This window comes from Maribacter sedimenticola, assembly GCF_900188415.1.
Taxonomy (GTDB): Bacteria; Bacteroidota; Bacteroidia; order Flavobacteriales; family Flavobacteriaceae; genus Maribacter; species Maribacter sedimenticola.
This window is the reverse complement of the sequence record NZ_FZNV01000003.1, coordinates 566,158-591,208: the sequence shown is the minus strand read 5'-3', so window position 1 is coordinate 591,208 and position 25,051 is coordinate 566,158. Positions and strand designations below refer to the sequence as shown.

The 25,051-nt window shown below is 38.6% G+C and carries 18 protein-coding genes and 1 tRNA gene; 7 read left to right on the top strand and 12 right to left on the bottom strand.

Annotation, left to right across the window (positions count from 1 at the left end):
* Window positions 1–23: 23 nt before the first annotated feature.
* Entirely contained in the window at window positions 24–389 is a 366-nt protein-coding gene (locus tag CHB68_RS11885) for a hypothetical protein (RefSeq protein WP_245838922.1), read from the top strand.
* Between the two features lie 106 nt (window positions 390–495).
* Window positions 496–1,758 (top strand): MFS transporter, encoded by a 1,263-nt coding sequence (locus tag CHB68_RS11880; protein WP_089261089.1) that lies wholly within the window; start codon window positions 496–498, stop codon window positions 1,756–1,758.
* A gap of 638 nt (window positions 1,759–2,396) precedes the next feature.
* Here the strand turns inward: CHB68_RS11880 and CHB68_RS11875 are convergent.
* The 7 genes from CHB68_RS11875 to CHB68_RS11845 all read right to left on the bottom strand — a co-directional run bounded on the left by CHB68_RS11875 (window position 2,397) and on the right by CHB68_RS11845 (window position 8,096).
* Window positions 2,397–3,164 carry a UDP-2,3-diacylglucosamine diphosphatase gene (locus CHB68_RS11875; RefSeq protein ID WP_089261088.1) on the bottom strand — a complete coding sequence of 256 codons (768 nt, stop codon included), beginning with the start codon at window positions 3,162–3,164 and terminating at the stop codon, window positions 2,397–2,399.
* A gap of 84 nt (window positions 3,165–3,248) precedes the next feature.
* Window positions 3,249–4,235: an endonuclease/exonuclease/phosphatase family protein gene (locus tag CHB68_RS11870; RefSeq protein WP_143815201.1), complete on the bottom strand. Its 987-nt coding sequence runs from the start codon at window positions 4,233–4,235 to the stop codon at window positions 3,249–3,251.
* 83 nt (window positions 4,236–4,318) lie between these two features.
* On the bottom strand, window positions 4,319–4,768 hold the full coding sequence (locus tag CHB68_RS11865) for a 6-pyruvoyl trahydropterin synthase family protein (RefSeq protein WP_089261086.1): 450 nt from the start codon (window positions 4,766–4,768) through the stop codon (window positions 4,319–4,321).
* 56 nt (window positions 4,769–4,824) lie between these two features.
* Window positions 4,825–5,253, bottom strand: a complete 429-nt coding sequence (locus CHB68_RS11860) for a hypothetical protein (RefSeq protein WP_089261085.1) — start codon at window positions 5,251–5,253, stop codon at window positions 4,825–4,827.
* A gap of 207 nt (window positions 5,254–5,460) precedes the next feature.
* Window positions 5,461–6,228, bottom strand: coding sequence for an enoyl-CoA hydratase/isomerase family protein (locus CHB68_RS11855; RefSeq protein ID WP_089261084.1), 768 nt, complete (start codon window positions 6,226–6,228; stop codon window positions 5,461–5,463).
* A gap of 21 nt (window positions 6,229–6,249) precedes the next feature.
* Window positions 6,250–7,584 carry an MATE family efflux transporter gene (locus tag CHB68_RS11850; protein WP_089261083.1) on the bottom strand — a complete coding sequence of 445 codons (1,335 nt, stop codon included), beginning with the start codon at window positions 7,582–7,584 and terminating at the stop codon, window positions 6,250–6,252.
* 11 nt (window positions 7,585–7,595) lie between these two features.
* On the bottom strand, window positions 7,596–8,096 hold the full coding sequence (locus CHB68_RS11845) for a GNAT family N-acetyltransferase (protein ID WP_089261082.1): 501 nt from the start codon (window positions 8,094–8,096) through the stop codon (window positions 7,596–7,598).
* Window positions 8,097–8,149: 53 nt separating this feature from the next.
* Between CHB68_RS11845 and CHB68_RS11840 the strand changes: the two genes are divergently transcribed.
* On the top strand, window positions 8,150–8,947 hold the full coding sequence (locus tag CHB68_RS11840) for a universal stress protein (RefSeq protein ID WP_089261081.1): 798 nt from the start codon (window positions 8,150–8,152) through the stop codon (window positions 8,945–8,947).
* 54 nt (window positions 8,948–9,001) lie between these two features.
* Window positions 9,002–9,075: transfer RNA gene (locus CHB68_RS11835), tRNA-Ala, on the top strand.
* 537 nt (window positions 9,076–9,612) lie between these two features.
* On the opposite strand, the gene CHB68_RS11830 is transcribed toward CHB68_RS11835, so the two are convergent.
* Window positions 9,613–11,010, bottom strand: coding sequence for an FAD-binding oxidoreductase (locus CHB68_RS11830; protein WP_089261080.1), 1,398 nt, complete (start codon window positions 11,008–11,010; stop codon window positions 9,613–9,615).
* A gap of 82 nt (window positions 11,011–11,092) precedes the next feature.
* Window positions 11,093–12,457 (bottom strand): adenylate/guanylate cyclase domain-containing protein, encoded by a 1,365-nt coding sequence (locus CHB68_RS11825; RefSeq protein ID WP_089261079.1) that lies wholly within the window; start codon window positions 12,455–12,457, stop codon window positions 11,093–11,095.
* 491 nt (window positions 12,458–12,948) lie between these two features.
* Between CHB68_RS11825 and CHB68_RS11820 the strand changes: the two genes are divergently transcribed.
* The gene (locus CHB68_RS11820) at window positions 12,949–14,568 is read left to right on the top strand and encodes a sensor histidine kinase (RefSeq protein ID WP_179213194.1); all 1,620 of its coding nucleotides are present in this window, start codon (window positions 12,949–12,951) and stop codon (window positions 14,566–14,568) included.
* Between the two features lie 18 nt (window positions 14,569–14,586).
* Window positions 14,587–15,228 (top strand): response regulator, encoded by a 642-nt coding sequence (locus CHB68_RS11815; protein ID WP_089261077.1) that lies wholly within the window; start codon window positions 14,587–14,589, stop codon window positions 15,226–15,228.
* 873 nt (window positions 15,229–16,101) lie between these two features.
* Here the strand turns inward: CHB68_RS11815 and CHB68_RS11810 are convergent.
* Window positions 16,102–18,804 carry a DUF5695 domain-containing protein gene (locus CHB68_RS11810; protein WP_245838921.1) on the bottom strand — a complete coding sequence of 901 codons (2,703 nt, stop codon included), beginning with the start codon at window positions 18,802–18,804 and terminating at the stop codon, window positions 16,102–16,104.
* A gap of 93 nt (window positions 18,805–18,897) precedes the next feature.
* Window positions 18,898–21,978, bottom strand: a complete 3,081-nt coding sequence (locus tag CHB68_RS11805) for a beta-L-arabinofuranosidase domain-containing protein (protein ID WP_089261076.1) — start codon at window positions 21,976–21,978, stop codon at window positions 18,898–18,900.
* 493 nt (window positions 21,979–22,471) lie between these two features.
* On the opposite strand from CHB68_RS11805, the gene CHB68_RS11800 reads away from it, so the two are divergent.
* Window positions 22,472–23,314, top strand: a complete 843-nt coding sequence (locus CHB68_RS11800) for an AraC family transcriptional regulator (protein WP_089261075.1) — start codon at window positions 22,472–22,474, stop codon at window positions 23,312–23,314.
* Window positions 23,315–23,452: 138 nt separating this feature from the next.
* Here the strand turns inward: CHB68_RS11800 and CHB68_RS11795 are convergent, their stop codons facing one another.
* Entirely contained in the window at window positions 23,453–25,051 is a 1,599-nt protein-coding gene (locus CHB68_RS11795; protein WP_089261074.1) for a RagB/SusD family nutrient uptake outer membrane protein, read from the bottom strand.

The following is a 25,051-nucleotide window of genomic DNA, read 5'->3' as shown; positions in this document are numbered from 1 at the left end:
TATTTATATGAAATATGTAGAAAATGATGAACGATATAACGCCCATTTACCAAAATGAATACGGTATTGCTTTTAAATGGAAACCGGAAAAACCCAGCAAAACCAATAAGGTCCAAATAATCTTTAGGGATACGGGTTTATTGCTTACCAAAAAGGAAATACACTATTTTTCAAAATGTATACATGATACGTTGCAGAGCGGTAACGGTAATTTGTGTAATGACTGCCAAATTAAAGGCGAATGCAGGTCGTTATTGCTGAACTCGCCGGCACATCAAGTGTCGTTTGCCGTAAGTTATACCGAAGCATTAAAAATAAAGGATTTAATAGACGGCACATTATTCAAAATACAACTAGATGCCTACTTCAACGATATAGGAATAAGCTAATTTCATTTGTTTTTTTAGAAAGCAAAATTGCATTAAATAAGTTTCAACTTCCTTAAACTGCACATTATTTATTAAATATCTTTGATGTTTAATTAGCGCTTACCCTATGAATGTAAATGACCCGTATGCTGCCTTAAGGTTTAGGGAATTCAATATTTTTCTTCTGGTTCGTTTTGCAATGGTTTTTGCATGGTCTATGCAATTCATTGTTATAGAATGGCAGGTCTATACCATTACCAAAGACCCCTTGTCCTTGGGGATTATAGGTTTAATGGAGGTAATACCTGCGGTGGGTATGGCACTTTTTGCAGGTCATATAGTAGATCAAAAAGAAAAGCGAAATCTACTGATGAAATGTATATTTGGTTTCTCCGTAATTAGTTTTGGGTTATTTATATTAAGTCTGCCTTCCGTCTTGGAAACCTATGAAACCAAGACCATTTTATATGGCATTTATACTTTAGTTTTTTTTGGTGGTTTGGTACGTGCTTTTTTAGGTCCCACAATATTTTCATTGATTGCCTTAATTGTTCCCAAGAAGATATATCCCAATGCTGCTACATGGAGTAGTACAACATGGCAAATGGCTGCGGTATTAGGCCCGGCCTTGGCAGGTTTTTCAATAAGTTTAATAGGTGTACATTGGTCTATGTGTGTCATATTCGGGTTTTCACTTTTGGCATTGACCGCATTGTTCAATATATCCAGGAAACCAATTTTAAATCCTAAAATTGGTGAGCCCGTCTTTGAAAGTTTAAAGGAAGGGTTGAGCTTTGTTTTTAAGACCAGGGCGGTATTGGGAGCTTTGACCTTGGATATGATCGCGGTTTTATTTGGTGGCGCGGTAGCCTTGTTACCAATTTTCGCCCAAGATATATTGCATGTAGGTTCTGAAGGTTTTGGGGTATTGAGGGCGGCACCTGCCGTAGGGGCGGCCATTACTATGCTTGGTTCCACACGTTTTCCTTTACACAAAAATGCGGGTAAAAAATTGCTATTGGCCGTATTTGGTTTTGGGGTCTGTATGATCGTTTTTGGCTTGTCTACCTATTTTTGGTTATCCGTTATTGCCTTGTTTATTAGTGGAGCGGTAGATGGGGTTTCCATGATTATTAGGCAAACGATCTTACAATTAAAAACACCTGACAATATGCGTGGTCGTGTAGCATCTGTAAATTCAATGTTTGTGGGTTCGTCCAATGAACTAGGTGCGTTTGAAAGTGGTGTTACAGCTAAATTAATGGGTACGGTTACCGCAGTTGTATTTGGAGGAACCATGACACTTTTGACCGTTGGTCTTACGGCAATTGTATCTCCAGGTTTTCGTAAACTGGACCTTCAAAAAGATATAGATGAGCATGAAAAATAAAAACTGAATTGTTAGTTATAAAAAAAGCCCTTTTTTACAGGGCTTTTTTTATTGTAGGTAGTGCTCAAGATTTGGGTACTTAAGCGGGGGAACTTGTAGGTAATTGAAGATTTGGGAATCAACCATTAAACTAACAACAAAGTAAAGATATAGGGTTGTGCCAATTTTATAAAACTATTGTTGTGAACACCTTAAATTATGTTGTAAGAAAAGGATTACACATTGTTTAGTGCTTTTGAAATGGACAGTAGGTTACTTTTTGTAAGAATACATATGTAAATAACTGTTGTATTTTATATAGTTTTCATATCGCTAGTTTGGGGTAAATATTTATAGGCATACCTGCAGGTTAACAATTCTGTGCCTCCTTTTTTCTGTAGTATTAGTCAAATTATTGAACAAAGAAAAGCCCCTATTTTAGGGACTTTTCTTTACTGTAGGTAATTTTTAAGATTTGGAATCTTAAACGGGGGAATTTGTAGGTAATAATTAGATTTGGAACATAAATACTTAAATAACAACACTGTAAATTTATGGAATAGATGTTTTTTTATAAAACTATTGTTGTGAACATGTAAGAATACGTTGTAAGAAAAGTATTACATGTTGTATGGGCAAATTTTCTGTGGGCAATATACTTATTCCGCAAACTTTTTTAAAGACAGGTGTATACCGTCAAACTCGGCATACGTATAAAAATTGACCCAATCACCAAGGTTGGTGTATGTAGCATTTTCATTTAAAGGTATCTCTAAAGGAAGGTGCCTGTGACCAAATATAAAATGATCAAAATGTTGGTTCTCCAGTTTTCTGTGGGCGTATTGTACCAGCCATTCTTTATCATCGCCCAAATACGTGGCATCATCATCACCGGAAATCAATTTATTCTTTACGGAAAAATATTGGGCCAATCGCACACCAATATCAGGATGTAGCCATTTAAAGAACCATTTGGCCAAGGGGTTGGTAAAAAGTTTTTTCATTCTTTTATAGCCTTTATCGTGTGGTCCCAGACCATCTCCATGCCCTATAAAAAATGAAGTATTATTGATTAGATATTGTTGGGGTGAATGATAGACCGGTATATTTAGTTCCTCCTCAAAATACCCGTTCATCCATAAATCATGGTTGCCAACAAAATAATGAATGGCTATGCCGGCATCGGATAATTCTGCCAATTTGCCCAGGGTTCTCGTAAAGCCTTTAGGGATAACGGTATTGTACTCAAACCAAAAATCGAATAAATCTCCCATTAGGAAAATTACTCGGGCATCAGCTTTAATGGTCTCCAGCCAATGAACAAATTTCAACTCCCTAACCTTGCTCTGCTCCATAGTAGGGGCACCAAGGTGGTTGTCACTCGCAAAATATACTTTTTTCCCTTTTGGAAGTTCAATGTTCGTCATGCGGATGTAAATATATAAAAACTGTTTTGCGTATAAATCAGGTATTTGTTTTTATATGCTACCAAGTTGACCAAAGCTGTCTTGCTACCAGGTTAAAGCTTTTTCACTGAGAACGATTTTTATGGGCAAGTGATCGCTATATCCATTTAGATTAAATTTTGAGGCATTGGGTCTGCCAAACTTAACGGGTTTATTGTAAGAGCCGGATGTAAGTTCCGGAAAATCTACTATAGCTGAGGAACTTAATTTAAATGGTAACGTCGGTTTTTCGGAAAGGATACTTTTTGAAACCATAAATTGGTCCAAAAGGTTATATTCATTACCAAAAACAAAAGTGCCTATTTGGTCATCCATAAACCTATGCATTACGTTATAAAAGTATTTAAGTCGCACACGGTTACTTTTGACCAAGGCCTTATTGTTAATTGCCATTAAGTAATTGGTAATAGATTTGTTAAAAGGATTATCGTTAAAGTCTCCCATTAAGAGAATTGCGGCATCATCTCCTTGTTCCTCATAGATGCGCTCTATCCAATAGGATAAATTTTCTGCAACCATGATCCTAAAGGGCTCACTGGTAAGTTCACCACCGGACCGTGATGGCCAATGGTTCAAAATACAGATTAACTTATTTCCGTTAGCGGTATTTATATGCACCTGAAATAAATCCCTGGTACTATTTCTTTTAATAATGCGTAGGCTGAAAGTAAGTTGTTCAGGACCGTATTTTTCGGTATCATAGATCAGGGCCGTATCTATTCCACGCTTGTCCTCACTTTCCGAAATAACAAAAGCGTATTGCCTGTTAAGGGCAACGTTCATTGCGGTGATCAACAATTCAATTACAAATTCGTTCTCTACCTCGCAGACACCCAAAATATCAGGGCCTTGGTTATCGTTAAACTGCGAAATAATAGAGGTGAGATTAGTAATTTTTTTGTTTAGGATATTGGTATTCCACCCATGGAGCTCAGACCCTAAATGATCGTTTAAAAATTGGCTTCTACGGGGTGAATTTTCAATGTCGAACAAATTTTCAAGATTCCACCAGTAAATATGATGTTTGACCATGTCATTGTAAATTAAGGGATTACCCTTAAAATAACACATTATTGAAAGATGAAAACAGTGTTTTGGATTAAATTTTGATAAAATTAATTATCACTGGCAAACCATTCTGCGAATGAAGAATCGGTTTCCTGTAATTTCAATGAGAACAATGTGATGTTTTCTGGAAGTCTTGATTTAATTTTTGCGGCAAAATCAATGACCATATTCTCACTGGTAGGTTGATAGTCTGCCAAGATAACGTTGTGCCCGCGATCCGTTAATTCCTTGGCCAACTCTACATGGGGTGTATTCTTATTGAAAACGGTAGCATGGTCAAATTTATCCACAATTTCCTCCTTTACGATTTTTTTCAGGTCGCCAAAATCAATGACCATTCCTAATTTAACGTGCGAAGTATCCGTAATGGGCGTACCTATAACGGTTACGGATAGTTTATAACTATGGCCATGTACATTTCTGCATTTACCATCATAACCAAAAAGCGCATGACCTGTTTCAAAATTAAACTGTTTGGTAATACGTATGTTGCTCATAGCCTACAATTAAATGGCAAAGGTAGGGAATCTTTAAAAGCAATTATAGTTTGGGATCAGTCAATGATAATATCCGTATTGCCCGAAATTAGAAGTACATGGCAGCAGTCCGCGCCTACTGTAAATTCTTCGTTTACAATTTCTTTATCAGCGTTATACCCTATAAAGGCAATGGTAGTGGTCTGGTTTTGGTAATCAAGTCTGTAGGCATCATTGAAAATAGGGTAATACCCGTCTTTGGCATAATCCTCAAATTCTTCTTGGTTTTGCACCAGGGTAATATCTTCATCTGTCTTTGTATCCACAACCTTAAAACGATCAAGCGGTACATTTACGCCAGACGCATCTTTTACGGTAACCCCTATCGTAACAAAATTTTGGGTACAAACTGTATTTTCACTACAATCCTCTTTTACAGTATCATCGGTATTGGAGCATGATGCAATGAAAATGAAAAAAGCAAAACTTAAGAATTTATAAACCATTGTCAAATTTTTATAAAAGATGCAATTTCTTATAAACGTTGCGTGTCTTTATCTTTTAAATTTTCTATTGGCACGTATTTTATTCACAAAATAGATAACCACTACTAGAAGTGCCAAAATTGGAAAAACTAGGTTTCCGTTTAATAATTGAAAAATTTCCATAAGAACTATTTTAGGGAAAGAACGAATGCGCGTGGCGCTTATTGTTTATTTTTTAAATTTTGATAATGCGTTTCTGGTAAATTCCGAAAGTGCCAATTTACCGGTTATAGCAGCTCTCTCCTTCAATAGAACGTCCCAATGGTCCGTTCCTTCCCATAACACGGTCTTCCACTCCGTTAATGCATCAGGATGATAGCTGGCTAATTTGTGGATATAAAATTCTAGTTCCTTATCCATTTCCTGTGCCGTTTCATAAACTTTGGAAAACAATCCTTTTTCTTGGGCCCAATATGCATTTTTCCAATCTGTAGGAGCCAAGGACAATTCTGCCAAGGCTGCTTTGCCTATTTTTCGTTCTACTGCTGGGGCAATTACCAAGGGCGCAATACCAATACTTAATTCCGATAGTTTTATGGATGAATCTACATTGGCAAAAACATAATCGCACGCTGCGGCCAGACCTACACCGCCCCCTACGGTCTTACCGTGAACACGGCCTACAATAATTTTTTTGCACTTGCGCATGGCGTTTATAACATGGGCGAAACCGCTAAAAAAAGCCTTACCTTCCTCTAGGGTGGTCACTTCCAATAATTCATCAAAAGAAGCACCTGCACAGAACGCTTTCTCACCTTCGGACTTTAAAAGAATTACGGAAATACCATCATTTTCAGATAGTTCGTCGATAGTATTCGTAAGTCGTTCCAACAACTCGGATACAAATGAATTACTAGCCGGATGGCCAAATTCCACTTCGGCGACCTTACCGTTTATTCGCGTATATAAGCTTCCATTCTTTCGTGTAGTGACCATAGCATTTTCTTTGTGATAAAATTACGGATTTTGCAATAAAGGTTTAAACTTGTTTCTAAACTTCCATACCAAGGCGCCGCCCCTTATCAGCATCCACACGGTGAATGCAAGCCATATTCCGGTAAGTCCCCAATTAAGATACTTTCCTAAGAAAAGCATAGGTACAAAACCTAAAAAGGTTGCCACCAATAGGGTATTTCGTAAATATTTCATTTCACCCAATCCTTTAAAAACACCATCCAATACAAAGGCAACGGTATTAATGGGCAATCCTAAAATAATGATATAAAATATACTATAGAACGTAGTGAGCACTAAAGTTTCATTTGTAAACAAACTTCCCAAGGGCCTATAAAATATACTGGCAAGCCCCATAATCAATACACTGACCCAAAGTCCGTACTTAATGATTTTTTTTGCCAAGGTCCAAAGTCCATCATAGTTTCGTTCCCCTAGAAGCCTACCGCCCATAATATTTCCTGCAGCACCATAACCATCTATAAAGAATGCCGAAAACAGCCATAGGTTTATGGCAATGGTGTGCGCACCTATAAACTGACCTCCAAGTGCCGTAGCCTCACGTGCTGCAAGAACAATGGCCGTGTTCAAGGCAATTGCACGTACAAATAAATTTAGGCTCATGACCACCAACCTCCCCAGTTCAGGATGTATGGGCAACCTTAATTTTAGGCTGATATCTGTCTTTGTCCATAGTAGGTAAAATGCCAAAATGGCCATAACGGCCTGTGCCAATAAACTAGCCCAAGCGGCACCTTCCAGAAACATAGGATCAATGAAACCCTCTATGCCGTACACAAAGGCAAAATCAAAAATTACGTTCAACACGGCACCTGTAATGGCAATTACCATGGGCCAATATGTATTTTGAAGACCCCTAAAGATTCCCATAACGGCAAATACAAAAAGAGTCAACGGAAAACCCCATACACGTATGGCGTAATAGCTAATACAGTATTCCAATATTTTGCCCGATGCATTTAATAGTTCAAAAATATCCCTGATAACAAAAACGGTGGATAACAATATGAGGACACTTAAACCAATGTTCAAGAAAATGGCCTGTGCCGGTAAGGTTTTGACTTCCGCTAATTTTCCAGCTCCCAAATATTGAGAAATTATGGCCGATATGGCGCTACGGGTCTGTCCCAAAATCCAGATAAGTGCAGAAAGAAAGGATCCCACAATTCCTGCCGCTGCCAAGGATTCAAGTCCATCTACGGGAATATTGCCTACAATTGCGGTATCCGTAATAGACAAAAGGGGTTCTGCTATACCTGCAATGGTAGCGGGTATGGCCAATTTATTGATTGCTTTGAAATTAACTGAAGTTTTCAAAAAAAGGGATTTTATAAGACGAGTTCATAGCAATGAAAAGGGTATGGGCTTTGTTGGGGAAAAAAGATATCTTCTAACCTTTTATAGCCACGCTGTTCGTAAAATTTCTGGTTACGTTTATTTTGGCTAAAGGTATCCAACCTAATGGAAAGGGCCTTGTTTTTTTTGGCAAAATCCTCTCCAAAATCCATAAGGCGCTGGGCAAAACCCTTACCTTGAAAGTTAGGATGTACCGCTAATCTATGGATGTAGTAATTTAATCCATTAGGGGTCAACCATGACACGGGTGAATATTCGGTATCCATGTAGGTTGATATTACAATGCATCCTATAATGGTTTGTTGGTTTTTTAGAGTAAAAAGTTCATTACGGTCTAGATCGTTCAAAAAAGCTTTTCGTGAGGGGTAATCAGTGGTCCATTGATAAATGCCTTTGTTTTCCATTGCAATTCTACAGGCATCCGTTAAATGTAAAATTTCATTTAATTCCGATATCTTTGCCAGCTCAATCATAAAACCGATTTATATAAATCGTAAATTTAGGGTAATAAACAACAATTCTTAATATGATGAACATTCTTGTACCAATTGGAACCTCTACGGACGCCCACGAAACATTGCAATATGCAGTAGATTTTGCAGCTGATTTTAACGCCCAGATTTATGTAATGGAGGTTTTTAACGTTACTGGAAAGACAGGCACCTTAACCAACATAACCCAAAAAATTGCGGAAAATAGCAGGGAGCGACTTAAGGATATTGTGGGGCAAGTGAAAGTTGACGGTAATGAAATCAAGATCGTTAATTTCAATGGCGAATTGGCGGACGGGTTAAGGGAATTGGACAAAGAATTGGGAATAGACCTTATTATCTTGGCCCCAAGAAGTAATGACGTACAGGAAGAATTTTATTTGGGCCAGACCTCAGGAGCTATTATTAAAAGAACCAATATACCTACCCTTATCGTGCCAAAGGGAACAACCTATAAAAAATTCAAGACCATTCTTGTGGCATTTAAATCTGGCATACTAAAAAGAAAACGTATTCTTGATCCTTTGATCGACATCAAGAAAAAACATAGTTCTGAGGTAAATCTATTATTGGTAAAAACCCCCGGTTATTCTGATGATGACCTCAAGGTCAATACCGCATTAATGGACATTAGTTCTCAAATGACGTTTACTCAGAACCAAACCACTTATTTAGGTGTGTTGGAACATTTCCAAGCTCAACATCCAGATTTGTTATGCGTTTTTAGAAGAAAAAGGGGATTCTTTAAAAAGTTATGGGAGAAAAGTACGATTTCCAAGGCCGAGTTTTATGCTCCGGTACCGGTATTGGTCCTTAGCGTAAAGAAAGATTAGATAGTTTTTTGATACTTTGCCAAAAAGTATTTCCTTTGACCCGTTCTAAAAATTGGGGGATTAGCTCAGTTGGCTAGAGCGCTTGCCTGGCAGGCAAGAGGTCACCGGTTCGAATCCGGTATTCTCCACATAGTTAACAAAAGCCTTCACAAATGTGGGGGCTTTTTCGTTTTTCCGCAATGCACATTTTGTGCACACTTTTGAAAATTTTTTCTTTTTCAGTTAAAATTTGATATAAATAGATTGAATTTAAGTCAAATGAGTGTGAAAATTAGTTTTATAAAACGTTCGTTTTACGTGACTTTTACATAAATAAATTTAAGATAGTCCTGTGATTCTGTATTTTTAAAAAACTAGTTGCTCGTAAAATGCAATTTATAATTTAAGCTTATTGGATGGATTTGGAGCTTACTTAGGTTAAATTTTAAGGAAAGGTAGTGATTTTAAAAAGTGTACAAATCGTGCAAGTAAATAAGAAAAAGCCTCCGTTTTCATGAAGGCCTCTGTTTATTAGATGGGTAATATCATCCCGAAATTTAGGTAGAACCAATAATTTCTAACCTTTCAGCTAGCCCAGCAGGATATAAAACTGGTTATTAGGTCGGTTCCAGAATAGTATCATTTTCCTCTATTAATAATTTCCAATAAATCATAAATTTATATTCCTAATCTTTTGGTTTAATATTTTGATTAACTCTAAACAGATTTTTAGGATCATACTTCTTTTTTATTTGGACCAAGCGCTCATAATTTTGTTTATAACTCGCTTTTATTCGCTCTTGACCCTCGTCCATAATGAAGTTCAAATAAGCTCCCCCTGTCGAATAGGGATGTAGTGCTTCCCAATACTCCTTGCACCAATTTGTAATCTTATTCGCATTTTTTGGGTCAGGGTCGACCCCTACGATTACACCAGCATATTTAGCATCCCTATTGGCCCAAGGAGTTTCTTCCTTTCCGACCCTGCTAGCCGCTCCACTGATAGGGTATAAGTGCATTTGTGAAAGAGGCGTGGGAATTTTGGATCCAAATTCCAAATGCTTGGCTCTAACTTCCGGACCTAGGTCATTGAAATAGTCGGCTCTCCAATACCATTGTAAGCCAGGGGGAAGCATCCCGTCGAACAAGGTCTGAATGGAAGGGTACGGCATTTCGCCGACATGGTAAAAGACCGGATTCATGTCAAGGACGGGTTTAAAAACTTCTTCCAGTTTCTCAGGTTCACCAAGATATGACCAAACAATACCACAGAACATTTTGTTGTGTAGCTCCTCCGGAAAAGGAGCCCCTGGAATGACCATTGTTGCAATAAATCCGTTCAGCTCATCCGGGGCATCGTTTAAGAATTTATGATACCATTCCATCACTTCATCTATTTTTTCAATAGGCCATAACGAAGGCCCTCCAATAATATTTTTTACAGGATGAGCTTGAAATTTAAAGGAAGTAACTATACCAAAATTACCACCCCCTCCGCGAATAGCCCAAAACAAATCTGTATTCTGTTTAGCGTTTACGGTCACAAATGAACCATCTGCCAATATCATGTCTGCTTCAAGTAAATTGTCAATAGTAAGGCCGTACATTCTCGAAAGATATCCTACACCACCGCCCAAGGTGAGACCTCCAACTCCAGTGGTGGAAATGATACCAGCTGGAACAGCAAGTCCAAACGGATGGGTTGCATGATCTACTTCTCCCCATAAATTTCCTCCGCCTACTCTAACTGTGCTATTCTCTACATCTACATGTACGAATTTTATGCCAGATAAATCTATGACCATTCCATCATCACAAAGACCTAGGCCACCACCATTATGACCGCCTCCCCTGACGGCAATTAAAAGGTTGTTCTCCCTTCCAAAATTTACCGCGTAGATAACATCCGCGGCATTCGTACACATTACGAACATTCCCGGTCGCTTATCGATCATGGCATTGTAAATTTTTCGCGTCTCGTCGTATGTATCATCATTTGGGAATATAACTTCCCCTCTGATCTGCGTTTTAAAGGCTTCCAAAATCGAATCTTCCAACTCCTTTACTTTAACTTTTGTTGACATAACTGTTCTTTTAAATTTATATTAATTGGTATGCTTTTAGCTTTTATTTATTTTTTAACCCTTACCCTTATGAATGCGTTGATTATGAATGTGCATGTGTTTTCATAGTATCTATCACAAAATTCAGCGCTTCATTCCAAGCTTCAATTGTTCGATTAGTTTTATTATCTCCCAAAACTTCATTAATAGTTTCAAGCATTGCTTGTTTGACAATAGGGTAGTATTCCGCCTTTACGCCATAATTGACATGGCTCTGACCGAGTTTAGCCAATCCTTTCATTAAATGTTCTGGTCTAGAAAGCGAATAAACGATGCCTCCGAGCATATGTGTAAGCAACCTCCCTTGGTCTGTCATGTTTTTACGAAATAGGGCCCGCACAAAAGGAGCTAACTTGAACACCTTATCATAGAAGATTTTTGCGAACCCCACCTCGTCCTCAAGCATTAAATTCATTGAAGCTTGCAATTCTAATTGAAGATCCATGGCTTTGAACCCTTTTAGTTCAAATAAATTCAAAGCATCTTCCTTACCTGCTACTTTGTTGCAGAATTTGCGTCCAATGACTATCGAATCTTTATCAACATTTTTCAAAACCGTATCTGATATTAGAATATCGGTATCCGTTGCCTTGGTTTCGTTCTGGATTCTACTCGCCACATTAACAGGGTCACCAATGACAGAAAACTGTTTATGTGTAGGATGTCCTAGATGACCTAAAAAAGCGGAGCCAAAGTTGATGCCTATTCCCGATTTTAGTTTAATGTCGATATCTTTAAGATCAGATCTGTTAAGTGATTCAAGTGAATACTGCATACCTAGTGCCGCCCGAATCGCATCTTCGCAATTTTTTTGGGCGGTGCCTCCCGTGGTACCAAATACACCCACTATCTCATCCCCTACATATTGATAAATAACACCATTGTTCATCAAAATTGGCTCTCCTAATGCCGTATAAAATTTGTTGAGCATATACGCAATATCAAAGTTGAGATTATGGGAAGAAAGGTTCGTAAAATTTCTAAGGTCACAGAAAAGAATGGCAATTGGTTTTTCTTCTGCACGTCCTCTAGGGACTAATTCTTTTTGTAGATTGTTAATTTCCCCACTAGACCATATTAAACGTTGTAGCGTAACATTTCCTTTAGGACGTGCCTGACATGCCAAACGAATAGATGGATCCCACTTTCTGACTTGGCAACTTGCATTTTCGAATTCTGTTTTAGGACTTAAATTATTTATCCCGTCCATTACCCTAACCCTACAGGTAGTACAGATGCCATTCCCTCCGCATTCATGTAAGTGAGGAATTCCATTCTTGATTGATATATCCAAAAGTGTATTGGCATTGGATTCGAAGTCTACCTGCCTGTTAATTGCTGAATATGTTATCTTGTTAACCATTTGAATTTGAATTAATGAAGCTTTTCCTATTGTATTTTTTGGCACTGGTCAAAGTTAGATTTGGACCTTCGTTTTTTTTACACCCTATTCTGTGATTTTAAAAAATCATACTTCTCTTTAAGGAGACATCACACAATTGTGTGATACTGATAATCATTGTTTTAGATGTTGTATGGGGCCTAGAATTCGATAACTTTGACCATATCAAATTTAAATTCCACTCAAAACACAAAAGGCTATCAAAATCTATGGTGGATTGATTTATTACTGTAAAAGTTATTAGCATGCTGGCAAAACGGCTATTCATTATTTTATTTATAATTGGTTTCAATTTGATGAACGGGCAATCAAAAGAATTAGATAGTTTACGAATCGTGGTAAAATCAATGCCTGAGGATTCAGTAAAATGTGAGGCATATCTGAGGATTGCTTACCTCCTATATGCCGGAGAAGAGTCTGAGTTGTACGCCAATAAGGCCTTGAAGCTTTCGAAAATCACTAAAAATCCAAGGCTAATCGGTAAATCATTTCATAGATTGGCCTGGTGCCTTGGTTTTGATCAGATGGATAAGAAAACTGCATATTTAGATAGTGCTGCGGCCAAGTTCTCAGTGATAGAAGATTACTATGGCTTGGGGAATGTGTCTGACACCAAGGCCGTATTCCTTACGGAGTACGGCTCACTAAATGAAGCCCTGCTCTCCTATCAACAGGCCTTTGATTACTTCTTAAAAATACCCGATGCTGAACGTCAAGCTGGTGTGCTCAACAACTGGGCTATTGCAGAATATACTAGCGGAAATACTAAAGGAGCACTCAATAAGTATGAAAAGGCTTTGAAATTTAGATTAAAAGAGCAACCGATATCACATATTGATATTGCCCGACTCTATCAAGGCATGGGGGAATGCCATAGAATAAACGGGGATTTGGATTTGGCCACTAAAAATTACCTCCAAGGGTACGACCACAGAAACGAAGCTAATAATATAGGGGTAGTTGAATCTATGCTCAGCATAGCCTCCATGATTTATGCAGCAGCAGAACAAAACATAGATACCACCTCGATATCAGAATTAATTCAAGGCCACGGGTTTAAAAGTGCAAGGCACCTTATTGAAATTGCAGAGCAGTTCAATGGAGTTGCTGAAAGAATCGGTTTTCAAAACAGCATAATGGACGTTAAACGACAGCTCTACGTATTGAACAAAGATTATAAAACCGCTTATCAATTGCTGGAGCAACAGAAAAAAATACAAGAAGAATACAAACTCAGTGAAAGTAGTTTGGAGGCGATGGCCGATATGAAGGTTAAGTTTGAAAAAGATCAATTAAAAATTCAGCTCTTAGAAGAAGAGGTGATAAATCAAAAAAGTCAAGATCGTATGACTACATTACTATTTTCCCTAGGAGGATTGCTTCTGGTTTCTTTAATAGCTCTACTTTATTACCAAAACCGGGTAAAGGCAGGGCAACTTGAACTTAATGAAGCCAATAGGGAGCAACAAATTATATCGATGCGTTCGATGCTAGAAGGACAGGAAAAGGAGCGCACAAGAATTGCTAGAGATTTGCATGACGGTTTAGGAAACTTACTTTCTAGTTTGAAAGTGAATATAGGCAGTTTACAGATTAATTTTGATGACAATAATTCTAAAAAAATCTACGGAACCGCTAGCCAGATGATTGATGAGGCCTGTACCGAAGTAAGAAAGATTGCCCATGAAATGATGCCTCAGTCCTTAAAAAAATTAGGACTTAGGAAAGCTCTAGATGACCTAGTACTAAAAATGGATGCGGTACATGATTTCGATGCCCAATTTCATGTTCACGGAACTGAAAAAATATTTGATAACAATACCAATATTATGTTATTCAGAATTGTTCAAGAAGGCTTGAATAACATCGTCAAATATGCCCAAGCGAAGGAAGTTCTGGTACAGATCACATACAGCGAAGAATGGTTCGACCTTACGATAGAAGATGATGGAAAAGGTTTTGAACCAGAGGCTATAGAGACAGGGAAAGGAATGGGGTTAAAAAGTATTGCATTTAGAACCGATTTCATTGGGGGAACTTTTGATCTTAATAGTCGTCCCGGTGTAGGAACTTTGGTAACCATAAACATTCCACTGGACAATAAACACAAAACCTAGTTAATACATGGAACTGATATGGAAAAGATAAAGGTACTGATAGCGGATGATCATCAGATATTGTTAGACGGTTTAAAGGCAATTTTGACCAAAGACAGGTCCTTAAACGTAATTGGCACTGCCTGTAACGGCCTTGAAGTATTGGAATTCCTTAAAACGGAAACAGTGGACGTATTATTGTTGGATCTTCAAATGCCCATTATGGATGGATTGGAAACTACCATGCATGTTAAAAAATCCTTTCCAAACGTAAAAATCATCATGCTTACTACAAACGATGAAGGCAGTATTATAACTTCGCTATTCAAGGTTGGTGCTATAGGGTATTTGCTGAAGAATACTTCAAAAAAATATTTAATACAGGGTATCAAGGATGCCCATGAAGGCAAAAAGGTCATAAGCTCTCATTTGACAGAAAAGATGATTGAAAGCCTTGTAGAAAACCCTAAGGTCAAAGAAGGAACAATCCCTAAGATTACCAAGCGGGAAATTGAGGTCATAAAACTTATAGCACAAGAATATACCACTCAAGAGATTGCAGATGCGTTATTTGTAAGCACCAATACAGTAGCAACGCACAAAAGAAATCTTTTTGTTAAAATGGAGGTGAAGAATTCTGTAGGAATGGTCAGAAAAGCTGTGGATTGGGGGCTCATATAGAGCAGTAGATAAACAAAGGAATTCAGCACAAGAGTACACAATTTTTTTCAATTGGTCTAGTCTTAAATCTTGATTATTATTGAATTTTATAAAAGCTTTTATTCCATTGAGATACCATAAGCTGAGCTTAGCTTATTTGTTTTCAGTTTTATGTCATTAATGACTTGCCTCCAAACTTTTAAAGTCAACCGTTTGATAGTTTACCTTTTATAGATAGGCTAATCTATACCTGCCATTTTTCTTTGATTTCTGATACTAGAGTATCTAAGTTTATATATTGGATAGCTTCTCCGAGTTTATTAATCAAGCTTCTCACAACATCAAGTTTGTCCATATAGAATTTGGTTGACTTTTGAGCAGTCAATACTTTTATTTACAAGAACAGAGCGTTTTAGACAGAATGAATTACAACCCATCAATTTTTTAAAGTTTCATATGGTAATTGAATAATTCTTGGCTTAGTTTGGAATAATTGTAATGCAATAGGATACAATTCAGAAATTGCATTTTTCGAAGATTTTCGAGTATCAAATATGAGTCTAACTTTAGCCCTTTTCATCTCTTAAACTACTTCAAATTAGAAATAAAAATGCACAGTCTGTGCACAGTTTTGTTGGTGTTCATATGATGTCATATGAATATAAATCTTATGAAAATTAATTTAATATTCTGTAAATCAACAAGTAGCGGATTATTTTGATGTATTAAGGAATTTCGGACTGGCAGGCAAGAGGTCACCGGTTCGAATCCGGTATTCTCCACAAAAAAGGCTTCCAAATTTGGAAGCCTTTTTTTATGCGTAGAGGTTTGGACTTTAACCTTATGGTATAATAATAGATGATTTTATGTTGGACAAAAGTGCACAATTGCTTCTTACAACGTAATTTCTTTTACAGTATCATCCAATTCAATTTCATAGGCTCCTCTAACCTTTTTATAGGGTAGAACTATACTGTCATCTACCCGCAAATAAGCCTTTGGCGTATGTTCGGTTTTTGGGTCCAAAACCAGGGTGACCTTTTCCGTAGAAGTATCGTATGCTATTTTATTTATGCTTCCCGCATCCAGAGTCATCCATAGTTTTTTGGGAGTAAGATATATTTTGGATTTAGCCGCTGTAGTAGGTATCACTTCAATGGAAGTTCCTTTTTGTGAAACATTGCCCCCAAAGGCCAACCAGCCCAATTTGTCGTTGTTGGTGATGTAGGTTGCCGAGTTTACCGCATATCCATAGAAGCCGGAACCATAATCACCGGATATTCCATCTATTTTTAATGATGAAGGATATGAATGGAATGCGGCAGGTCCAAATCCGTCTTGGGTAATATTTGAAATACTTCCCATAAGCCCTCCATACCCCACTTTGAGCAAATAAAAATCTGGAGTTTTTCGGTATTGCTTAAGCACCGGTATTGCATTAATTCCAGAGCCATAATGATGTATTTGGCGTTCTACCCTTGAGGTTTCCCCGGCCTTGCCACCATAAAGAAAATCCCAATATCTCCTGGCATTACCGTTATAGGCCCAATGTGGCATGGTTGGCATATAGGCCAGTATGGCATTTAAGGTAATATTGGCCTTATGTTCATAACCAAAATAGTCTGTCCAGGTATAGACTTCCTCCTGCCCTGTGGAATCCCATGGCATTTCACTGCCAAAAGGATAGTCAAGCGCTTTCCAATGGTCTGCGCGTTCTTTCATTCTTGCTTCTAGGTCAGTGGCCATTTCATCATAGTTTTCATTCTGCAGATCTTTAAGGATCGATAGGAACACGGAACCTTCCATTTGTCCAAATTGGGCATAATAGGGAGCCTGTTCCATCATAGCTATGGTAGTATGGTAAGCATTTTTCAGATACCAATCCCAATTTTTATTATCTACCAGTCCGTTATAATATCGTGCCAAGCGGTACATGACCCAATACGAGGCGGCTACATGCGGATAATTAAAAGATCTACCGCGATCATTGGCGTGCTTATGGTCCCAAGCTGCCCAGGTGGTATAATCAATATTTTTGTCATAGGTGCCTTTTGGCAATGAATCCGGTTCATAATAAAAAAGGCTTTTTTTGACCCCATATTTGTACGGTCCTTCGCTATATTGAATATTTCCCCATAGCACATGGTCTATAAATTCCTGAAGTTTTTGAATTTCTGTTCTGTTAGGTTGTACCAATTGTTTCATAATTGCCGCAAGCCAACTTCCCGCACCACCTTCATCACTAAGACCACTGATCCAAACCCTGCCGTCTTGGGTAACCTGTTCTTTTTTTTCATAGTCATAGGAGATGGGTGATGGACTTCTGCCAAAAGGATCATTGGGGTTATCATACCATTGCTCCGTGGTCAAAAAATTTCCAAAATCCTTAATGACTTCCGCTTCAGGCTTAATGACCTTATAGTTAACGGTCTGTTCAACACCGTTGTTATAGCTAATGGTCAACCTTGCCCTTCCCCATTTTTTACCGGAGACGAGGTACTTTTTTAAGCCGGTTGTAGTAGTACCGTCTTCCTTAATTTTCAATGCATTTTTTGGATAAACATCAAAAGACTTAATCTCACTTTTATAATTCACGTAAAGATGTGCCTTTACATCCATTGGTATTACATAACCAGGTACGCCTACAACAACGGGTCTTTCTTCCTTGATCAACGTTTCCTGAATATGCTTAACACCTTTGGACAGGACAAACTTTAAGGCATAATTTTTAGTGGTATTGGGTTGTAGTACTACAGATGTTGGTTTGTTCCATTGTTCTACGCCTTGCCATTCATTTTCCGCATAGGCCTTGCTATGTGCCATCCATTCATGAAAACCTTCAAATACAATGCTTTTTCTTGTGGGATCGTCCAATAGAGGACGGTATGCCTCAAAGGCCATGTGTTCTTTTGGTATGACCAATAAGGCAGGCCCTTTTCCACTTAGCCTTTTTACCTCTAAATATCCTGCATCCTTGCCAATATATGGATCAAAAAAAACATTTTGCTTATGGGCCTCAGTCAATGATTTACCTTCTAGAATATTGTTAAAAATCATGGGTACACCCAAAGCACCTATCTCTATTGGCGTATCCTGCATATTTGTAATTTCAAAACGCATGACCAATTGCCCTTTATCCAATTCATAGAAACGTTTTATGGAAACGGGTATATCCTTAGGTAGGGTATTGGCCAAATCTGCAGCTGCCAGCACACTATCCGTTATTGCCAGTGGGGTGACCGGAGCTCTATTGCTGGCCGTTGAATATGTTTTCCAATGGCCAGATGAAGTCTTGATCCTTAGATTGATATCCCCTAAATGGTAAAGGCTGTCCTTGTCCCTTACTTCCAACCTTTCGCCTGGGGTGTAGTCAAATGATAACTCGTCCATTGGTCTCAATGCCGCTACGGTTTGCGAAGCTTTTACCAATTTCAGCTGAAATTCTGGTGTGTTATGTTTTTGGAACACCTCCGCAACCCCTAATGTAGGCTCCCTATGCTCTACGTTGCTCCAATAGCTTTTTTGAGCGGATAGTTTACATGAGATAATTAGAACTAGTCCTGTTAATAACCAAAATTTTGTGTGCATCTTATTCATGGTAATTGTCTTTCATTATTGCCCTTAGGCATGGATATATTGTTTAATAGGAAAAACTGATTTATGTAATTGGGCCCCATCTTACAACAGGTTTTATTTTAGCGAAACATCCAGATAAACGGAATGTCGGCCATAAGTTTCATAAAAGGGTTTAAAGAGCGTACCGTCAATGGAAAATTCCAATTTTTTTGGGTCTCCTTTTATGGTCTTGCCTAAATCTTTCAAATCCAAGGTCACTTTTCTCCATTCTTTACGGGGCTCGGATTCCTGTGCGGCCAAAAGGATAGGTCCATAAAATAGACTTGCAATATTCTGCTGATCCATAATGGGCGATAAGTGAAATTGAAAAGGCATCTGTAATTCTATGATATCACCGTTTTTCCATTTGCGGTTAAGGGTAAGATAGCTGCCAGGGGTGGCCTTTACTTTTACGGGTTTACCGTTTATATGAACAAAGAATCCCTTGGTTGCCCAATATGGCACCCTTACATTCAGGTCAAATTTACCCTTGCCGGTTACGGTCAACCGTGTTCTGTCCTCATGTGGAAAATTGGTAGCTTGTTGTATACTGATATTTTTTTCGGTCCAGTCTAGTGTTGAAGGCACATAAAGATTTACATACAGCGCTTGGTTGTCCACGCTTCTAAAGTAAATGGAGTTTTGAAGTTTGGTATTGCTTTCCAACGCTGTGCCGTTGCAACAGGTAAAGCCCTTCATGTGGGGGTTTCCAAAGTGCTTTACGGAACTTGGCCTTAAGGGTACATGATATGTATTTGCAGGACTGTCCTCTGCCACAGAAGCCAAAATATGATTGTAAAGTCCGCGTTCATAATAATCCATTAGTTCTGCCCTATGGTCAAAAAGAAATAGGTTTCGGGATAACTTTAACATGTTATAGGTTGCACAGGTTTCATTTTGTCCACCGGAGGACAGCCCATTTTCATATAAGGTGGCCGGTTCTCCTATGAAGCATTCGGCGTTGGTGGGGTTTCGTGCTCCTGCGACCCCACCAATACTATACATATAATCATTGGTTGTTTTATACCAAAAATTATCTGCCACTTGGTAGTATTTATGATCGTTGGATGCTTGGTAAGTGGTCAATGCACCCATTATTTGGGGAATATGTTGGTTGGCGTGCAAACCGCGGAAAGTGTCTACATTTTTAGTGATTCCGTGGGTGTGTTCGGCATCGCCATAGAACATTTTTATATTATCGAACAATTGGGCAGTTTCTAAATAGCGGCTGTCGTTCGTAAGCTTGTATAGCCTGGCCATTGCTTCGTTCATACCACCATACTCACCGGCTATATAGGTGTTCCACATTTTAATAAGGGTTGCTTTCGGCAATTTACTTAGACGGGTATGAATCCAATTTCCCATTCCCTTGGTAATTTCAAGTGCTTTTTGGTTACCACTTATCTCATATACATCCATTAAACCGGCAAGTATCTTATGCAAGGTGTAATATGGGGCCCATATTTGTGTGTCGTTGGTACCATAGGTAGCACCTTTTTCCAACATGATAAATTGATCTGGTGGATAAGCGCTAATAAAGCCTCTTCCCCAATTCCAATAATCGGTACGTATACTGGTTTCGCGTATATCGGAATCGTACGCCGTCTTTCCGGGACCAAAGGGCACTTCGTTGGGATCCGCTACAAATGCTCCTCCGTTTTCCTTGGGTTGACCGGACATTTGGGAAAGTTTATACAGCGTATTCACCATATATTCCATTTTACGGCCAAAATTGTTTTGTAATTCCTTATCGTAACCGGTACTTGCATAGGCTTGGGCAATTGCCGTAAGGTAATGCCCGGTGGCATGCCCCCTCAATTTAGTTTCTTGACTGTCCCAAACACCAAGAGGTTCGGCACCACTAGGTTGGGCTATTCCAAATGCGTTTCTAAACATATAGAGAAAGGCATCTGGATCGGTCTGTGCCAATGTGGATATAAATTTGTCCCTGTTTTCTATGAACTTGGTATCGTTACCCGCCAAGTCTTTGGTCAGGGAAACCTGTTCCAAGGTAAAGGAGGCCAACCGTTGATCAGGGCGTTTAATTTCCATGTTTTCTTTTACGGTTACCGTGGCCTTTGCTTTTAGCGGTGATCCCGGTATATTTCCTAGTATTTGATAGGTGCCAGGGCTTAGCACTTGTGCATTATCTTTAGGGGCTGGCCAGAGAATGCGTACTGCCGGCCCCTGTATATTATTGGTATATGTGCCCTTAACAAAACGGGGCAATCGTGGTAAGTGTCCCACCTGGGTGGTTACCTGAACATCTTCTATATTTTGTAAATAGGCGTTGTATAACTGCGGAACAGTATCGGGAAATTTTTGAAGGTCATCTTCGCTATCTTTTTTAGGTTTATTATTGGATGTTTCTGAGTTACCGGCACTCTCATAAATTCTTGAAACTTGTTTATGGCTTAAGGGAATGCGGTAGATTCTAAAATCATGTAACAGGCCAAAAAGGTAAGAATCATTGCCCGTTATTGATTTACCGATATATAATTTATTTTTTTGGTTGGATGCTTGATCAAATAACTGTTCCAAGGCCACTGTTACATCATTGGCCGTATCCACAAGCTCACCATTTAGGTAGGTGCTAATTACTTTTGATGGGGTGTTGTTAACCATAGCTATATGGTACCATTGACCCGTTTCAAAAGCTTTTGACCCTATTCTGTACGAATGGCCGTTGCTTGTGTTGAGCACATTTTGTAACCCTTCCGTATCCATAGTGCCCATTGGTGCCAGATACATACGGGATGCATTGTTCTTACCAAAATCAAAGAAAAATTGACCTAATTTGTTCGTATGTAGCTTTACCCATCCGGTAATACTAAGGGATTCTTCTTGCAAAATGGCGTCATGGGGCAGGGAAATAAAGTTTTTGCCGCTTTTGTTCAATGATAGTACCTTGCCAAATGTTTCGTCATGAACAAAAGAAGCGCCCGATCCTTCTATGGAGGCATGTAAATTGTTCCTGGACCAATCTTTTGCATCGCCATTAAAGAGATAGCGTGCTATGAGTCCGGTTTCACCTATTCCGTCCAAAATTTGGTTGCCGTCCTGTGCAGACGTTAAAAAAGAGGACAGGAATGAGACTACACTTAAAAAATAAATGATTGTACGGGTAAATATCATTTTGTCAATTTCAATTTTCATGATAGCCTTGCCTTAAGGTTTTATTATATCTAATAGCTTGTAAATTTGACCTGAACGAGATTCATACAAGCGGTAAATTAGGTTTTATATACAGCTAGATTATTTCTTTGGCGTAGCCATAACAAGTACAGATTGTATGAAGCATAATAAATAAATGTATAAAACGCACTTATTTGTTTTTTATAAAGCCACCAAGAATAATTTAGAATAAAACTATTGATATTCTTGCGCCTTTTTATAATCCATATTAACAGATACTGATACTATATTATCCTTAAACTGGAAATGTCAAATAAAAAAGTGAATTTTGAATAGAATTCAATTTTATGGATCCATATTTGATCCGTGTAGAGAACATTATGGATTATGAGGGTATTGGTATGATAACATATCTAAAATATACCTGTAGCGTATACCCTTGGTAGTGTTTACTTGATGATGTTGACGATAAGATTGGAATCTATCTAGAGTTGATTAACTTAAAATTTAAATATTGAAAGTTTTACCGTTTAAAATTCCTAAACCTAGAAATGAAGCCCTTGTTTACCAAGTGGATAGGGAAGAGGCATTTTATGACCAACTGCATCAACATGGAGAAATACAGATAAGTTATATTCCCCAAGGCGAAGGTACTTTGATAGTCGGAGATTCAATAAATGAATACAAAGCACACGATATTCTAGTCATTGGGGGCTTTGTGCCCCACGTTTTTAAGAGCGATACGGTTGCTTCTCCCAGATCGGAAATGCATACGCTCTTTTTTGATTTACATTCCTTTGGGAAGGATTTTTTTGAAATTGCGGACCTTTCTCTGACCAAAGAATTTTTTAAAAAATCTGAGTTGGGCATGAGGGTGCTTAGCAATACACAACAGATTATAGGAGAATTCCATAAACTAGCTTCCCAGAACAAAGTGGAACAGATAGCTACGTTGCTAACGATTATCAGTCTTGTAACAAAATCGAAAACGTCTCCCTTATCTTCTTTTGTCTATAAAAAATCTTTTTCCGATGATGAGGGAAAACGAATGAACAATGTGTACAAATATGCAATGGAACAGTATAGCGAGCCTATTAGTCTGGAAGAAATTTCAAGTGTGGCCAACATGAGTCGCAATGCATTTTGTCGCTATTTTAAGAAGCGAACCAATAAAACATTTTTTCAATTTTTAATTGAAATACGGATAGAGAATGCTTGTAAGCTAATTGTAAATAAACCAGAACTATCCATCTCATTGGTTTCCGAAGAATGCGGGTTCAATAATATTGCCAATTTCAACAGAAAGTTCAAGGAACTAAAGGGGTGTTCCCCAACACAGTACCGGTCACGGTTTTAAGGGAACTACCTTGGCATAAGTGATATCTATTGTCTTATTGGTGCAAAGTTCCTTTTCAAGGATATGCAAAAAAAGCGAACGGTATACCGTTCGCTTTCCTCACTCACACTAAAATAACTCAAACAAATAAAACTATTTTTAATATCCAGGGTTTTGGCTTAAGTTAGAATTGGTATTCAATTCTTCTAAACCAATTGGGAATATGGTGGTATAGTCTCCTTTTGGAGTATGGTTATACCAACTTTTGGTTTGGTATACCCCAAATCTTATCAAGTCTGTTCTTCTTCTGGCCTCACCGGCAAATTCCCATCCCAATTCATCCAAAAAACGTCCGTAAGGTACGGTTGCTTGGTCTCCGGCATCGGCTATAGTGCCGTCCTCTGCCAAGGTTCCGTATTGTACCGTTGTGTCCCCTTCCAGTTCTGCACCCGTTACGGTTGCATCGGCAAGGTCGTCAAATGAACGTGCACGTACTTGGGTGACAATTGCTGCAGCCTCATCACTACTGCCCGTCCTAAGCAATGCCTCTGCTTTCATCATCAACACATCGGTATACCTTAAAAACGGAAAATCTACGCTAAGCCCCCCGGTAGCACCAGGTTCTATCTCATACTTGCCACATCTAAAACCATCTGTAAAATCACAATCGTAAATACTGGGCATTTCCTTTACCAATGTCATGACCACGCTACCGTCAGAGGCACTTAACTGATCGCCCATTAACCAAGTATCGGACAAACGTTTATCGGTCGGGGAATAGCTATCAATGAATTGTGGATTACAGCTAGAACCGCCCCAAGGTTGTGCTTGCATACCAAAGACCAGTCTGTGGTCCGGAAGTAACATCTTCATATGGGCGTTCCATTGTCCCGCAAATATTTGATCGTAGGGAATGGCAAAGACCAATTCGCTATTGCTCTCATTATCGGTGCTAAAAATATCGGAATAACTTTCGGACAATTGGAAAGCGCCACTGTCTATTATTTCGTTGCACGCATCTATGACCTTGTCCCAATTAGTAGTACCGGCATATACTTCCGAGTTTAGGTAAACCCTTGCCAGTACATGATATGCTGCCCATTTGGTCATACGGCCATAGGTACTGGTATCCACTGTTTCAGTAAGGCTTGGGATAACTTCCGTCAGCTCATTTACAATAAAGTTATATACTTCTTCACGTGAGCTTTGAACGGGCAGGTCGTCCCCATAACTGGCTATGATGGGCACGTTGCCGTGAGAATCTACCAACATAGAATAGTATAGTGCCCTTAGGGCCCTCATTTCAGAAATAATGGAAGTAGCCTGCTCTGCACTAACCGGCAGTTGTTCTGATTCTATTTGTAAAATTACCCTGTTGGCGCTATTGATACCGTTAAAACAGTTGATCCATGTATTTCTAGGCTGCCATTGTGTTGAACTCCATTCATGAAAATGCATTCTTTTATAGGTGCCGCCATCGTCCCAACCGTTAGGTCGTGTAGGGGTAATGAACATATCGGCTGGTTCTTCCTGTAGGTCAAACCAACCTTGCCAGCCCATTACATAGCGCATTGGGGTATAGGCCGATGCCATGACCGATACTATATCAGATTCCGAGGGAACAAATGATGATTCCGTCACTTCTGAGAATACTTCCTCCTCCAAATCGGTACACCCTATGGGTACAAACAATGCACAAACCGCTAGGATCGATATTTTAGTTTTAAGTGTAGCCACTTTGTTTCTTATATTTTTCAT